At 33.7% G+C, this 16,883-nt stretch carries 11 protein-coding genes; 6 read left to right on the forward strand and 5 right to left on the reverse strand.

Annotation, left to right across the window (positions count from 1 at the left end; translation table 11 throughout):
* Window position 1: 1 nt before the first annotated feature.
* On the reverse strand, window positions 2-814 hold the full coding sequence (locus ACZ2G2_RS07940) for a mechanosensitive ion channel family protein (protein WP_470391761.1): 813 nt from the start codon (window positions 812-814) through the stop codon (window positions 2-4).
* 244 nt (window positions 815-1,058) lie between these two features.
* Between ACZ2G2_RS07940 and ACZ2G2_RS07945 the strand changes: the two genes are divergently transcribed.
* Complete coding sequence (locus tag ACZ2G2_RS07945; protein WP_470391762.1) at window positions 1,059-7,595, forward strand: choice-of-anchor L domain-containing protein; 6,537 nt, start codon at window positions 1,059-1,061, stop codon at window positions 7,593-7,595.
* 94 nt (window positions 7,596-7,689) lie between these two features.
* Here ACZ2G2_RS07945 and ACZ2G2_RS07950 read toward each other — a convergent pair whose 3' ends face one another.
* Entirely contained in the window at window positions 7,690-7,890 is a 201-nt protein-coding gene (locus tag ACZ2G2_RS07950) for a dodecin family protein (RefSeq protein ID WP_282069359.1), read from the reverse strand.
* A gap of 122 nt (window positions 7,891-8,012) precedes the next feature.
* Entirely contained in the window at window positions 8,013-8,915 is a 903-nt protein-coding gene (locus ACZ2G2_RS07955; RefSeq protein WP_470391763.1) for a NifU family protein, read from the reverse strand.
* Window positions 8,916-9,173: 258 nt separating this feature from the next.
* Between ACZ2G2_RS07955 and ACZ2G2_RS07960 the strand changes: the two genes are divergently transcribed.
* The 4 genes from ACZ2G2_RS07960 (at window position 9,174) to ACZ2G2_RS07975 (ending at window position 13,911) form a co-directional block, all read left to right on the forward strand.
* Complete coding sequence (locus ACZ2G2_RS07960) at window positions 9,174-10,184, forward strand: PorP/SprF family type IX secretion system membrane protein (protein ID WP_470391764.1); 1,011 nt, start codon at window positions 9,174-9,176, stop codon at window positions 10,182-10,184.
* Between the two features lie 241 nt (window positions 10,185-10,425).
* Window positions 10,426-12,588 (forward strand): histidine kinase, encoded by a 2,163-nt coding sequence (locus ACZ2G2_RS07965; protein ID WP_470391765.1) that lies wholly within the window; start codon window positions 10,426-10,428, stop codon window positions 12,586-12,588.
* 2 nt (window positions 12,589-12,590) lie between these two features.
* A complete protein-coding gene (locus ACZ2G2_RS07970; protein ID WP_470391766.1) occupies window positions 12,591-13,325 on the forward strand; it encodes a LytR/AlgR family response regulator transcription factor in 735 nt (244 codons plus the stop codon).
* 70 nt (window positions 13,326-13,395) lie between these two features.
* Window positions 13,396-13,911, forward strand: a complete 516-nt coding sequence (locus ACZ2G2_RS07975) for a gamma carbonic anhydrase family protein (RefSeq protein ID WP_470391767.1) — start codon at window positions 13,396-13,398, stop codon at window positions 13,909-13,911.
* A gap of 111 nt (window positions 13,912-14,022) precedes the next feature.
* On the opposite strand, the gene ACZ2G2_RS07980 is transcribed toward ACZ2G2_RS07975, so the two are convergent.
* Together ACZ2G2_RS07980 and ACZ2G2_RS07985 are read right to left on the reverse strand one after the other, a co-directional pair.
* Window positions 14,023-14,388, reverse strand: a complete 366-nt coding sequence (locus tag ACZ2G2_RS07980; protein WP_470391768.1) for a GTPase — start codon at window positions 14,386-14,388, stop codon at window positions 14,023-14,025.
* A gap of 30 nt (window positions 14,389-14,418) precedes the next feature.
* Complete coding sequence (locus ACZ2G2_RS07985) at window positions 14,419-15,213, reverse strand: DUF2797 domain-containing protein (protein ID WP_090841811.1); 795 nt, start codon at window positions 15,211-15,213, stop codon at window positions 14,419-14,421.
* A gap of 42 nt (window positions 15,214-15,255) precedes the next feature.
* Here ACZ2G2_RS07985 and ACZ2G2_RS07990 point away from each other — a divergent pair, with 42 nt between their 5' ends.
* On the forward strand, window positions 15,256-16,770 hold the full coding sequence (locus tag ACZ2G2_RS07990; RefSeq protein ID WP_470391769.1) for a GH3 auxin-responsive promoter family protein: 1,515 nt from the start codon (window positions 15,256-15,258) through the stop codon (window positions 16,768-16,770).
* Window positions 16,771-16,883 lie beyond the last annotated feature (113 nt).

Here is a 16,883-nt window from a genome sequence, read left to right on the forward strand (position 1 = left end):
ATTATCCTTCTTTTTGTATTTCTACAGCATGAGGGTAAGGTATTTCTATTCCTGCAGCATCTAATGCTTCTTTTGTTTTTTCCGTTGTTTCAAAATAAACATCCCAATAATGTTCCGTTTTACACCAAGGTCTAACTGCAAAATTAACAGAGCTGTCAGCTAATTCCATTACGTTTACTGTTGGTGCTGGTGTGTCAAGTATTTTTGGGTTGTCCTTTAATACTTGTAACAAAACAGACTTTGCTTGTTTAATATCAGAGTCGTAACCAACGCCAAAAACTAAATCTACACGTCTTGTTCCTTCAGTTGAAAAATTGATAATATTACCATTAGATAAAGAGCCATTTGGTATTATAATTTCTCTATTAGAAAGACCTGTTAATTTAGTAGTAAAGATTTGTATTTCTTTAACGACACCAACTTCGCCTTGAGCTTCAATTAAATCGCCAATTTTAAAAGGCTTAAATAACATTATTAAAACTCCTCCTGCAAAATTACCTAAAGAGCCTTGTAGGGCAAGTCCAATAGCTAAACCAGCTGCAGCTAGAATTGCGGCAAAAGAAGTTGTTTCAACACCTAAGGTACCTAATACAACTACAATTAATACGATTTTTAATACCCAGTTAAGTAGGTTTAATAGAAATTTTTGAAGACTTTCATCATAATTTTTTAAAAGCATTAATTTTTTTAAAGCTTTAGTAATTTGCTTAATAACAAAAGCTCCAATAATCCATATTGCAATTGCAGCTAATAATTTAGGCGCATAGTCTATAATAACTTGCGTGCCCTTATCAATCCATTTTTGTAAATCCATTCTGTATATTCTTAGTTTTGAGCAAATATAGATATAAATGAGAAAATCTTAGTTTTAGGTAGGATAACTTTAACTTTACTTGTTATACTGTTAACTATCATAATATAGTCTTGATTATTTGTCTAAACCATTAAGTTTTAATATCCTTTTTTGATTAGTTAAATGACTTAGTAATCAGATTTTTTAGTCATTATTTTAGTATACTTGTAATGTAATACTTTGTTAAACCCTCTTATATAAAGAAATGAAGAAATTTCTACTTATTATTGCTTTTTTTGGAGCTCTTTTTACTGCACACTCTCAAGATGTAGTTATGCAAAACGGAACATTTACCCAATGTTCAGGTGTTTTTTCTGATTCAGGAGGGGTGACTTCTAATTATTCAGATGGAGAAAATTTTGTTATTACTTTTTGCCCGGACAGTGTGGATCAGTTTGTTCAATTAGAGTTTACAGCGTTTAGCACACAATTGGTAGCGGATGTTATGACTATTTATGATGGAGATGATACTTCGGGTGCTGTTTTAGGAACCTTCTCTGGAGGGACTACTAATCCGGGAACTATTTCGGCATCGCCAACAAGTACTACAGGGTGCATAACAATTTCATTTGTTTCGGATGCAGCTGCAAATACTAATACAACAGGATGGTCGGCAAATATTTCTTGTTTACAATCTTGTCAGACAATAACACCAACTATTGATACTACAAACCCAGTTGCTGATACTACAGGAGTTGTTCAAGTTGCTTTAGGTGGCGTGGTTAGTTTTGATGGAAGTTCTACTTTTTCTGATGATAATACAGGTGCTATTTACAGTTGGAATTTCGGAGATGGTTTTACAGATTTAGGAGAATCAGTAGCTCACACATTTAATAGTTTGGGTCTTTATACAGTAACTTTTACAGCAACGGATATCAATCCAACAGGGTGTTCTAGTTCTGACTCAATACAAGTTCAAGTTTTAAGTCCATATATAGATGTGGATCAAACCACTTATACTGTTCCAGAATTAGTAGAAGATGTTTTAATTAATAGCGCCTGTGCTAGTGTTTCAAATATAAACTGGAGTACAGGAACCAATTTTGGAGACGTTAATGGTATTGGGTATTTTACAGCTATTCCTGGTGCATTTGCTTTTGAGGCAGGTATTGTTTTAAATTCTGGAGATGCTATGGAAGCAGAGGGCCCTGAAACTGGTGTGCAAAGTAGTGGAGGAGGTTCTTGGCCTGGAGATAGTGATTTAGAAGCTGCTATTAATACTGATTTAGATGGTGTGGCAGGAGATGATTTACCTGCAGGTTTTTCAACAAATGCTTCTTATATTGAATTCGATTTTGTGCCAATAGCAAATAGTATAAGTTTTGATTTTTTGTTTGCTTCGGATGAGTATGGTGGTTTCCAATGTAGCTTTTCTGATGCATTTGCTTTTTTATTAACGGACTTAACAACTACAACAACAGTTAACCTTGCTATAGTGCCAGGTACAACAGATGTTGTTTCTGTATATACCGTAAGAGATAATGCTTTTGACCCTAGTTGTTCTTCAGAAAATCCTGCATTTTTTGATTCTTTTTATGGAGCAGGCGGACAACCAGCAGCAAATTCTCCAATTGATTTTAGAGGATACACTGTTGCTATGACTGCTTTTGCTAACGTAACGCCAAATAATAATTATAGAATTAAACTTGTAGTTGCGGATGATGGTGGAACTAGTGGTAATGATACAAGCTATAATTCGGCTGTTTTCCTAGGAGCAGGAACTTTCAATTTAGGAGGAGATTTAGGGGATGATGTTACAATAGGAGCTGGTACGGCAATTTGTAGTGGTGGAGTAATACCATTAGACACTAACCTACCAACTGCCTCTCATACTTGGTATTTAGATGGAGTTGTTATTCCTGGAGAAACATCGTCTACGTTGGATGCTATGGAATCGGGTGTTTATAGTGTAGATGTAGTGTTTTCTGCAACTTGTCAAGCATCAGACTCGGTTTTAATTGAATTTATTTCCGGTCCGACGGTACAAAATACAATTGATATTGTTGAGTGTGATAATGCTACAGGACCAATTAATTTTGATTTGACTGTAAATGACACAGAAGTAATTGGTGCGCAGACAGATGTATTTGTTAGTTATCATACACTTTTAGTAGATGCGCAAAACGATGCAAACCCTATTGTTGATCCTGCAAATTATGTTGGTTCTGGAGTATATCCTGAAACCATTTATGTTAGAATAGAAGATCTTGCTTCTCAAACGTGTTCGGATACAGATAGTTTTAGTTTAGATGTGAGTACAGCTGTTTTAAACCAAGCTCCAGATCTGGAAGTCTGTGATGATTTATCCAATGATGGCGTTGAATTTTTTGATTTAGAATCTCAAACGGCTCCTATTTTAGATACTCAGCTAGCTACAGACTTTAATGTGACTTATCATAATTCTTTCGCAGATGCAGATGCAGATATCAATCCATTAACAAGTCCTTACAGTGGTAGTGATGGCGAATTTATTTTTGTAAGACTAGAAAGTGCTTCAGATGCTAATTGTTATTCTGCTAATCAATTACCAAATGGTGGTTTTACACTTATCGTGAATGCTAATGCAGTTGCGATACAGCCAATGGATTTGACGTCTTGTGATGACCCAACCGAAGATGGTTTTGAGGTGTTTGATTTAACAGCTCAAGAAACTACTATTTTAGGAGGACAAGATCCTTTAAATTATACGGTAACTTTTTATGAAGATATGGCAGATGTTATAACAGAAGCTAATCCAATTTTAAATCCGGGAGCCTATCAAAATACGACAGCTTCTCAGCAAACAATATATGTTAGAGTTAATGATAATAGCAATTCTACATGTTATGGCTCTACAACTTTTGATTTAATTGTAAATCCATTGCCTACTGTGGCAATACCAACATCGTTAACAATTTGTGACGATGGTACGCCTGATGGATTAGCATCATTTAACTTAAGTCTTAAAAGCAGCGAAATAAGTGGAGGTAACCCTGCATACGCAGTAAGTTATTATTTAACACAAGCGGAAGCAGATTCAGGGACTAATGCATTAGCAATACCTTACGATAATATTAGTAACCCACAAATTGTATTTGTAAGAGTTATGGATGTTAATACAACATGTTTTACAACAACAACATTACAGTTAGAAGTAGAGCAAGCGCCAGTAACATTTGACCCTACAGATTTAACATTCTGTGATCCAGATAGTGATGGTTATGGTGTTTTTATGTTAACAGATGCTGAAGCAGAAATTACAGCAGGCGCACCAGGATTAACAGTAACATATCATGAAACATCTAGTGATGCATTACTTAATGTTAACCCGGTAACAAGTCCATATAATAATATTTCAGAGAACACACAGACCATTTATGTTCGTGTGGAAAGTGCAACTATTGCCACGTCTTGTGCTAGTTTTGAAGAATTAGTATTAATTGTTAATCCTACACCACAAATTACGGACCCAAGTCCATTAGAAGTTTGTGATACGGATGCAGATGGTTTAGCGCAATTTGATTTAGAATTAAATAATCCGGAAATACTTAATCAATTAGATGCCGATGCCACTAACGATTTAGCAGCAACAGATTATAGCATTACCTATTATGCGACTGCAGCAGACGCAGCAGTACCTCAAAATGCTATAGCAACACCAAACGCTTATACTAATACGACACCCAATATGGATACTGTTTGGGTCGTAATAGCGGACAATGCCAACGGATGTTCTACAATAACAACAATGGACTTAATAGTAAATCCATTACCAGTATTATTGCAAGCATCACCATTAGTTTTATGTAATGATAACGATTTACCAGGTGAAGTACCAGCGTTAGCGCAGGAAGAGTTTACCTTAGAAGATGCTAATGCAGAAATCTTAAATGGTCAAACAGGAATTACATTAACGTATTACTTCACACAAGCAGGTGCCGACAATGCAACCGCTTCAGATCAAATCTTTAGTCCTTATACTAATGTCGCTAATGCACAATCTGTATTTGTAAGAGCAGAAAATGATATTACCGGTTGTGTTAGTACAATAACCTTTAGATTAGACGTTAACCCAACACCATCACCAGAAGCTAATCCAACAGCTTTATTAGAATGTGATATTGATAACGATGGTTTTGCAAGTTTTGATTTGGATAGCCAAACGTCAAGTATATTAAATGGAGAACCAGACGTAAGTATTAGCTACCACGAAACAGAAGCAGATGCTATTAGTGCTATCAACCCATTAATTAGTCCATACACAAATATTGTAGCGACTAACCAAATGGTATATGTACGTGCAGAAAATGATATTACAGGCTGTTTTACAATAGTTGTTTTACCATTAGAAGTACAATTATCTCCTGTAGTACCAGTAACACTAGACGATTATGTTGTGTGTGATGATAATAATGATGGTTTTAATCAATTTGATTTTGATACGGTAATGACACCACAAATCTTAGGCACACAAAACCCTGCAGATTTTACATTAACCTATCATACTACAGCATTAAACGCAGCAAGTGGAAACAGTCCAATAGTAAACACGGGTAACTATACCAATACAACTAGTGGACAACAAACCATCTATATCAGATTAGTAAGTAATGCCAATGGTTGTGTCACAACAGGGCAATTCGAAATAATAGTGGATTTTCCACCAGTATTAGTACAGCCAACACCATTAGCTATTTGTGACGAATTAGATGTTAATTATTATGAAAATAATGATGACATGGCCACATTTGATTTAACACTTAAAGATGATGAAATCACCGCAGGAAACGTAAGTTGGACAGTTGCTTATTACGAAACACAAGCAGATGCACAAGCAGATGTAAACGTAATTGCAGACCCAACATTATATACCAACATGATGGTGGGAACTAATCCTGCAAACCCTCAAACGGTTTATGTTAGAGTTACCGATTCTAATACGGGATGTTTCTCATTCACAACATTAACCATCCGTGTGTTACCAAATCCAACACCATTGGAAAATCCAAATGATATTATATTATGTGATGATGTAGATGTGGTAGGACCAAACGATTTAATAGAGCTTTTTGATTTAACACAAGACGCAGCTGTAATTTTAAACGGAGAAGGAAGTAATCCAAGCGACCCAAGACATTTAAGTTACTACACAGATTTAGATGAGGCATTAATGGGAACAACACCAATAGTTGACCCAACAATGCATAGCAATGAAGATCCTACAAATCCAGGAACCGCTATAACACCACAAACTATTTATGTGCGTGTGACTAACGGAACCGATGAAATAGGAACAGGTGGAACAGGATGTTATACAATTGTTAGTTTTGATATCATAGTTAATCCATTACCAGAAGTTAGCCCAATTGAAGATTATATTTATTGCGAGTTATTTAATGATGGGGCTTATGCTTTTGATTTAGAAACTAAAATAGACGAAATCTTAGGGACGCAAAGCGCTACAGATTTTACAGTAACATTTTTCGCAGCCGATGGGACTAGCATTGCAACACCATCAAACTACACCAATGCCACTAACCCAGAAGTAATTTCGGTAGATATTACCAATAACCTAACAGGTTGTGATGTACGAACAAGTTTTACAATCGAAGTACAGGAAGCAGCACAAGCCAATCCTGATATGACTCCAATTTTATATGAGTTGTGTGATGATACTATGGAAACAGATGGCGATACTACAAACGACAGTATGCCATTTGATTTAACAACATTAAATCCTGATGTATTAGATGGTCAAGATCCAGCAAACTATATTGTAAGCTACTATGTTAGTCAAGCAGATGCAGATGCAGGTGTATCACCATTACCAATGTTATATGAAAACACGATTAACCCACAAGTGGTTTATGTGCGTGTAGATAACGATACTATGGCAGATGATGGTTCAGGAACAGGTGCTATGGTAGATACTTCAGTGTGTTACGAAACAGCAGAAGTAACATTACAAGTAAACCCATTACCAGAAGTTGAGTTAGAGGCTAGTTACATATTATGTATTAACACTAACGGAACAGAAGTAGTAAGTGCGCCAATAATAGACACAGGATTAAACACAACCGATTATAGCTTTGAGTGGTTATTAGAAACTACTACAATCCCAGGAGAAACAGGAAGTAGTTTAGAGCCAACACAAGGCGGTAACTATACTGTAATTGTTACGGACATAAGCTCAAGTAGTACAACGATGTGCGAAACAATAGCAACAACTATAGTTGAAGAAAGCGAACCACCAACACTAGAGGCCGAAGTCTTAACAGAAGCCTTTGCTGAAGTACACAATATTTTAGTGACAGCAACAGGAAGTGGTGTTTCAGCATTCGAATTTAGTATTGACGATGGTCCATGGGAAGTTAACGTGCCAAACAATGGTACATACACCTTTACAGATGTAGGCGCAGGAGATCACGTGGTAACCGTAAGAGATATTAATGGATGTGGAGAAACAAGTTTACCGGTATCAATAATGGATTACCCACATTTCTTTACACCAAATGATGATGGCTTTAATGACACATGGAATATCTACGGTATCGGAGATCAACCAGATGCAGTGATTTATATCTTTGATAGATACGGTAAGTTATTAAAACAACTAAGCCCAACAGGATTAGGATGGGATGGAACCTATAATGGTAACCCAATGCCAACCAGTGACTATTGGTTTACTGTAGATTATAGAGAGCCAAATGATCCAGATAATACTAAAAAACAATTTAAGGCACACTTTACCTTAAAGCGATAAGTATTATAGAAACAACATACTATTAACTAAAAAAGCCTGAACAAATAAATGTTCAGGCTTTTTTTTATACTTATTATAAGTTTAAAGAAACGTATTAGTTTACTTCAAAAGTGATTTTTAAATTAACTCTAAAGTCAACAACTTCGCCATCTTTAACACTAGCACTTTGATCTTGTACATATACAGATCTAATGTTTTTAACGCTTTTAGAAGCATGCTTTACTGCTTTTTTAGTTGCGTCTTCCCAGCTTTTTTCTGAGTTTGATAATACTTCAATTACTTTTAATACTGCCATGATATTGTTTTTTTAAATTATTGATTCTTCCTTAAAATTACAAATATTAATACAATTATCAATAATTTGTGTGGGATAATAATTTAAAACAATAGATAAACAGTTTGTTTTATAGGTTGAAATTAACCATTTATAGCAACCACTGAATCAACTTTACCTGCTAACATTTCTTTTAGCATGTTTTCGATTCCGCTTTTTAAAGTATAAGTAGATGATGGACAACCACTACAAGCACCTTGTAGAATTACTTTCACAGTTTTTGTTGCTTCATCATAAGATTCAAATTGAATATTTCCTCCGTCACTAGCAACTGCAGGCTTAACATACTCTTCTAAAATGTTAATGATCTCTTTAGAGGTGTCATCAAGTGTTTCAAAATGTGCTTCAACTTTTTCAATAGATTTTTCTACAACTTCAGGAGCGTCTGGAGAAACAATTTCTTTTGCATCTTCAATATAAGTTCTTATAAATTCTCTTAGTTCAAAAGAGATATCACTCCATTCAGCGATATCATATTTTGTAATGGACACAAAGTTTTCATCAAAAAATACGCTTTTTACAAATGGGAAATGAAACAAAGCAGTTGCCATTGGTGATGGTTTTGCAGTTTCGATAGATATAAATTCGTAAGATGCAGTAACTAATTTTTTGTTAGCCACAAATTTTAATACTGAAGGGTTTGGCGTGCTTTCCGTGTAAACGGTAACCGCAACTTTTTTAGTTTCAGCAGAATCAGACACAACCGATCCGCCTTCATTTAAATAAGATTCTATTTGTTCTGATACTTCATTTTTAACTGCATCCCATTCCACGATATTAAAGCGTTCAATAGCAATAAAATTACTAGAGATATATACTTTTTTTACAAATGGTAAATAGAACAGTTGTTGGGCTAAAGGAGAATCCTTTGCTTCGTCAATGTTGTTAAATTCAAAACTTTGATGTTTAGTTATAAACTGATTAAGTTCAAATTTAATTATAGTTGGATTTGAGGTTTCTTGAATTGAAACTTTGAAATTGCTCATAGTAACTTTTTTTTTGCAAAAATACTAAAGAAAAGTGTAGGTGTCTACTATATTTGAATTTTATAGAACTGTCAATTTTTAAAATTTTTATAGTTTATTTAAGAAAACATTTTTATCTTGAACCTTTAACTTTTAGGAGTGACGATTTAAGCAGTAAATTTATATATTTGAGACTGATTTGTACTTTTTAAGTTAAAAATGAGTTATAACCATAATAGCATTGCTATTTATTGACCGACCGACCTCGAAATAAGAATTATGAGATTAAAAAATGTATTTTTAATAGCAATTGTTGCTTTATTTAGCAGTCAATTTTCTACAGCCCAAGAGGGATTACCTATCTACTCTGATTATTTAACGGATAATTACTATTTAATTCACCCTTCTATGGCTGGTGCAGCAAATTGCGCCAAAATTAGAATAACGGGTAGACAGCAGTGGTTTGGAGATGATGATGCTCCTAAACTTATTACTGCCAGTGTTAACGGTAGAATTGGTGATACACAATCTGGAATTGGAGCTATTGTTTATAGCGATAAAAACGGGTACCACTCGCAAACAGGAGCATACTTTACGTACGCACACCATTTAATGTTTTCTAGAAGTACGACGGATTTAAACCAATTATCTTTTGGTTTAAGTGCGGGAGCAATACAATATAAATTAGACGAAACTAGCTTTTTAGCTGATGGATTTGATCCAATAATTTCTGGAATAGAGCAATCTGCAACTAATTTTAATGTAGACTTAGGATTTTCTTATTTCTTATATAACTTTTATGCGCATGCAACTGTTAAAAACCTTTTGAAAAATGAAGGTGTTAATTTTAACGAGCAAGGATTAAGCTACGATAATTTAAGAACGTACATTGTATCTGTAGGTAATACGTTTCAATTGGCAGGTAGCGATTGGAGTTTTGAACCGTCTGCAATGTTTATGTATAGAGATGCTACAGAAGAATCTTCTTTTGATTTAAACGTAAAAGCATACAAACCAATGGATTTTGGTAAAGTTTGGGGAGGGTTGTCTTACAGACGTTCTTTAGATGGTGCTGAATTTGTTGATGGATCAGGAATTAGTAGTCAAAAATTACAATACATTACGCCAATTTTAGGTGTAGAGGTTAATAACTTTATGTTTGCATATACTTATAGCTACCAATCTAACTCAGTAGTATTTAATAATGGTGGTTTCCATCAATTAACATTGGGGTATAATTTTAATTGCGGTAAAGCAAGATACAGTTGTGATTGTCCTGCAATCAACTAGTATAATCCTTATATAAAAAAAGCCTCGATTGTATCGAGGCTTTTTTTATGCCCAAAAGTTAAGCATGCTTTTTATTTTTTTGCTAACAATCTATAATGAGTGAACGGGTATGGCAAATGAGTCAGTTTGGATTGTAAATGAGTTAAGTCTACTATTTAGTTCTATTTGACGGTTGTATCAGAAAAACGCATTTTATTTAATGATTTAAAGTGCGTAAGTTTATGTTTTATAAATATATTAAATGAAAAATCTTAAGTTATTACTTGCGCTTTTACTAGGTCTTATATCTCAGTTGGGAGTAGTTGCACAACAAGAGTTGGGTAAGCCCTTAGATGCCTCTTTTGAGGTGAAAGGGGTCGTGGTAGAAAGTAATAGTTTTAATCCTATATCTGGTGTTAATGTGCAAGTTAACGGAGGTGCTTATACTAGTACAACTATAAGTGGTCGGTTTAAGATTAAGGTTAAATATGAAGACGAAATCATGATAAGTCATAAAGACTTTCAAACCATTTACTATACTGTAAAAAGCAATGATGATATTAGGGTAGAGGTGGAAGCGGTTGGTGATGATTCTGTGTCTTCCAAAATAGCAATTAAAGAACGTAGTTTTAAAACAGCAATAGACTCAGCTTTATATTATAAGAAAATTTCAGCTGAAAAAAGTATTCAATTTATAGCTGATGGTCTCCCAAAAAGTAATTCGGTACAACAAAACGCAGAAGCTTTTCAGGTTTTAGGAGATGTTTATATGTATTGGAAACAATACGATTTGGCAATTACCAATTATAGAATTAGCTTAAATAATGTAAGCACTACTGATGTTAATTTAAAACTAGCAAAAGCTTATTTTTATAATAACAACCATCAAGAAAGTTTAGTAATATATGATCAATTAAAGACTAATAATTTATCCGAAAATCAAAAGGTAATATGCTATGAAGGTTTAGGAGATGTCTATGCTATGATTAACGAAAACAGTAAAGCTACAAAAGCCTATACTGAAGGTTTAAAAATAGCAACAACCAATAAAATTCAATTCAAAATAACCGATTTAAACTCTAAATTAGGTACCGTTTATAATACGGAAGGTGAAAAGAGAAAAGCAGAAGTGTTATTGGAAAATTCTGTTGTTATGGCTGCTCAGGAAAATAAAACTAGAGAAGTAGAACAGAAAGTTAAGTTTGCAGATTTCCAAAATGTAAATCAATCTTATGATGAGGAAATTGCAACTAGAAAAGAAATTATTAAAGATATAGATGTCATAGAAAAGGATTCTATTATTTCTAATGAAAGTAGTATTACTAAACAAAAGCAAAACTATAAAATTGGGAATGCTTATTTTTTGCAAAAAGACTATAAAGAAGCGATTCCGTATTTAGAAAAAAGTATAGAAGAAGCGGATAAAAAAGAAGATCTAACAGTTAAAAAGGATGCAACTAAAAAGTTGACTGATGCCTATGTGGAATCCGGTAATTTTAGTGAAGCTAAAAAAACCTTTGACGAATATGTAAAAACGGTTGATCAACTTTATATTAAAAAGGAACAGGAAATATCTCAAGCAGCGCGCTTTAATAAAAGCATTACAGAAAAGCAAAACCGAATTACAACATTAGAAACCGATCGTAAATTAACGCTAAGTCAAGTCGAGTTATCCGAAGAAAAAAACAAGAGACAACAGTTAATTATTTATTCTTTAATAGGTGGTTTATTCTTACTAGCTTTAACTGCGTATTTAATGTACAAGTATATTAAACAGCAAAAATTGGCCAATAATTTATTAGCTTTAAAGTCTTTAAGAAGTCAAATGAATCCTCATTTTATCTTCAATGCATTAAACTCGGTTAATAGTTTTATTGCAACTAATGACGAGCGTACAGCAAATAAATACCTTTCAGATTTTTCTAAATTAATGCGTGCTGTTTTAGAGAATTCTGAAGAAGATTTTATTCCGCTTCAAAAAGAAATCGAATTGATAGAATTATATACCAAACTAGAACACTTTAGGTTTAAGGATAAGTTTGAATATACAATAGACGTTGATAAAACTATAGATATCGAAGCCTATCAGATTCCGCCTATGTTACTTCAGCCTTATATAGAAAACGCAGTCTGGCATGGACTACGTTATAAAGAAGACATGGGGTTATTACATATTTCGATAACCAAAAAGCAAAAAGGTGTTATTGCAATTACCATTGCAGATAATGGTATTGGACGTAAAAAGTCAAAAAGTTTAAAGACCGAAAATCAACAAAAGCATAACTCTAAAGGCTTAGGTAATATTAAAAAACGAGTATCTATTTTAAATCAGATGTATAAAGACAAAGTAGATGTGCTTATAGATGATAATGGGACTGAAGGAGATGTGGGAACTAAGGTGGTAGTAACAATAAAAAAAGACTAAACATGACACTAAACGCAATACTAGTAGAAGACGAAGCCCAAAGTAGAGCAATACTAAAAAACTACTTAGCCAAATACTGTCCAAAAGTCAATATTCTGGGCGAAGCAGCTAATGTTAATGAGGCTTTGGAGTTGATTCGTACATTAGATTTGGATTTAGTATTTCTAGATGTAGAGATGCCTTATGGTAACGCATTTGATTTGTTAGACAAGGTTGGTGATCGTGAGTTCGAAACAGTATTTGTAACCGCTTACAATAATTATGCAATGGATGCTTTAAATGCACACGCCTCTTACTATTTAATGAAACCTATTGATATTGACGAGTTGATTAAAGCTGTAGACTATGTTTCCGAGATTAAGTCAAAGGAAGATGCTTTGCAGGACCAGGTCCTAATCCCAAAAACTAATACCGTAGCGGGCAAAATAACCATTCCACAACAAGACGGATTTGAAGTATTAAACACCAAAGACATATTGTATTGTAAAGCAGACGATAATTACACAGAGATCTATTTAAACAACAATAAAAAGAAAGTAGTTAGTAAGACACTAAAATATTTTGAAGACGCATTAACGCCATCAGGATTTGCACGTGTCCACAAAAGTTATCTTGTTAACGTGGGCGAGGTTGTTAAATACATAAAAGGAAAAGGCGGAAGTGTTGTTTTAAGCAACGGAAAAGAAATTATGGTATCTGCCTCTAAAAAATCAGACCTATTATCTTACTTTAAATAACCCAAAGCGTTAGTTTTAGTGTTTTTAGAAGCACAAATAAAAGTATCGAGAACAATAAAATAAATAACACATGCCAATTATAAAACCAGTAAACGGTAAAGCACCACAAATAACAGAAGATTGTTACATCGCAGAAAATGCAACCATTGTTGGAGATGTCCAAATAGGTAAGCAATGTAGTATTTGGTTTAATGCCGTATTACGCGGTGATGTTAATTACATAAAATTAGGAGATAAAGTTAATGTACAAGATGGTGCAGTTGTACATTGCACGTATCAAAAATACCCTACCATAATAGGTAATAAAGTGTCCATTGGTCACAATGCTATTGTCCATGGATGTACAATTCATGACAATGTTTTGATAGGTATGGGAAGTATTGTAATGGATAATTGCGTTGTAGAAAGTAATAGTATTGTCGCAGCCGGAGCAGTTGTCACTCAAAATACAACCGTAGAGTCAGGAAGTATTTACGCAGGCGTGCCAGCAAAAAAAGTCAAAGATATTAGTCAAGAGTTAATCAATGGTGAGATAAACCGTATTGCTGATAATTACGTCAAATACTCCGGATGGTTTAAAGAGTAGTTTTTTCCTGTATTTAGCTTGCTAAAGTTGGGCGTTACCACAAGGGTCGCGTCATCCACTCTATCTTTTTTTGCCATATATGGCAGCAAAAAAAGGATGCCATTACTACCGCTAACGCAGCATGTCGCAAGATTTAGATTCAATATTAAGGATTAGTTCTTCAACTGTGGATAGTGCGTTGATTTCATCTTTAGATAAAAAGACGTCAAGAGTACTGTTGTTTTTGCTTAAAATAATCGGGTATTCAAAAGCGTGATTGGGGTGTTTGGTTTTAAACTCGTCCGTATGTAAAAACACAATATTTAAATTGGTTCTATTTCTAAAATCTTTCCAAATTGTATTTTCAGAAAATGTATTAAAAGTTAATGCGCATAAATTACAAGCATATGTTTTTGGGCTAAATAATTTATGCGCAATATCTATTGCCAGATTTTTAATTCCAGAGTCAGCATTGTAAACAAAAATTAATGTATTCATATACATTAAGTCGTTAGACAATTGTAATAATTACAAAATAGTTATGTTAACAACAAGTCCTTCATTACTTCTAATATTACAAACAGTATCATCCTCAAAAATCAAATATTGACCTTTAATTCCTTTTAAAACACCAGTGTAATGTGCTGTTTTTGTAAAATTTAAAGACTTCGGTTTTGTTGGGTAGCGCAATACCGGAAATTCAATATTGGTTTCTTCATTATCTTCAATATAATACTGTTGGGCTTCGTCAGGAATGTATTGTTTCAGTTTATCACGCCATTCAATTAAATTTTCATCTTTAATCTCGTTTTTTAACATCGTGCGCCAATTGGTTTTGTCACCAACATAATCTTTTAAAGCAACTTCAGTAATACCAGCAAGATATCTGTTAGGGACTTCTACAATTTCTATAGCTTCATGCGCACCTTGGTCTATCCATCGTGTAGGGACTTGTCCTTTTCTTGTAACTCCAACTTTTACATTGCTAGAATTAGCTAAATACACAATATGTGGTTTTAGTTGGACCTGCTTTTCGTAGTCCAAATCACGCTCTTCAATACCTAAATGTGCTTTACTTAATTCGGGTTTCATGATCCAATCTGCTGCTTGTGGGATCTCAAAAAAGCAACTTTTACAAAACCCTTGACGATAAATAGGCTTGTCTAAATGGCAGTTTAAACACTCGTATTTTACAAAACTAAATTCTAAGGTTTTGTTTAATAATTGATTAAGGTTTATAAAGTCATTTTTAAATACTAGGTAGTAATTAATGGGTTTAGTAAACTCCGTTTGCATTTTTGTCAATACACCTTGGTAGGTCATAAAAAAAAGTATTATTTTTAAAACTTAAAGATACAAATAACTATGTCAATTCCTCTTGTTAATTCTATTGCTTCATGGTTTTTAAAGAAGCGTTTTCATCAAATAGAGTTGTTTTTAAAGTATCCAAATGAGGTGCAACAAGAGTTGCTATTTAGCTTATTGGACATAGCAAAAGATACCGAAGTTGGTAAGCAACACGAGTTTGCTTCAATAAAAAACTACGCGACGTTTGCCCAACGTGTACCCATCACAACTTACGAAGATTTCCAAGATAAGATAGAGCGCTCTAGACAAGGAGAAAATAATATTTTCTGGCCTAAACCAATTAAATGGTTTGCAAAATCTAGTGGAACTACCAATGCTAAAAGTAAATTTATTCCAGTAAGCACAGATAGTTTGGAGGATTGCCATTATGCAGCAAGTAAAGATTTGCTTTGCATGTATTTAAATAACAATGAAGACTCCCAATTATTTACAGGTAAAAGTTTACGGTTAGGTGGAAGTAAAGAATTGTATAAAGAAAACGGTACCGTTTTTGGAGATTTAAGTGCTATTTTAATAGATAACATGCCTTTTTGGGCAGAGTTTAGTAGTACACCAAGTAGTAAGGTTAGTTTAATGAGTGATTGGGAAACTAAAATGGCTGCTGTGGTAAATGAAACCATTAATGAAAATGTGACCAGTTTGGCTGGTGTGCCTAGTTGGATGTTGGTGCTATTAAATAATGTATTAGACAAAACAGATAAAACAAGTTTGTTTGATGTGTGGCCAAACCTGGAAGTTTATTTTCATGGTGGGGTTAGCTTTAATCCATACATAGAGCAATACCGAAACATTTTACCTAAAAAAAATTTTAAATACTACGAAACCTATAACGCATCGGAAGGCTTTTTTGCTATTCAGGATCAAAACTACTCAGGTGATTTATTATTAATGTTGGACTATGGTATTTTTTACGAATTTATTCCAATGGATAATTATGGGACATTAGATCAAAAAGTCATTCCTTTAAGTGAGGTAGAGCTTAATAAAAACTATGCGGTAGTTATTACAACTAATGCTGGTCTTTGGCGCTATAAAATAGGGGACACAGTTAGATTTGTGTCTATTAGTCCGTATCGTATAAAAGTATCAGGTCGTACAAAACACCATATTAATGTTTTTGGAGAAGAGTTGATTATTGAAAATGCAGAAGATGCCTTAAAAAAGGTATGTAAAAAAACAAAATCAGAGATTGTAGACTACACTGCTGCTCCCATATTTATGGATGGTAAAGAGAAAGGCGCGCATGAGTGGTTAATCGAGTTTAAAACACCGCCTAAGGACATTGATTACTTTAATGAGTTGTTTGATAATGCACTTAAAAGCTTAAATTCAGATTATGAAGCGAAGCGTTATAATAATATGACCTTAAACAAACCAAAAATACATGTTGCTAGAACGCAGTTGTTTTATGATTGGTTAAAACAAAACAATAAATTAGGAGGGCAACATAAAGTACCAAGGTTATCTAATACACGTCAATATATAGACGAACTTTTAATATTAAATAAATAATAGAGTAACATTTAAATAAAGGTAGCGAATTGTTTTTTGTAAAGCGATTCTTTCGATTATTAAAATAACTTGCTATTTATTTGGTTATCAGTTAAATAAATGTTAATTTAGGC

It is taken from the genome of Olleya sp. KKT75 (assembly GCF_055635485.1).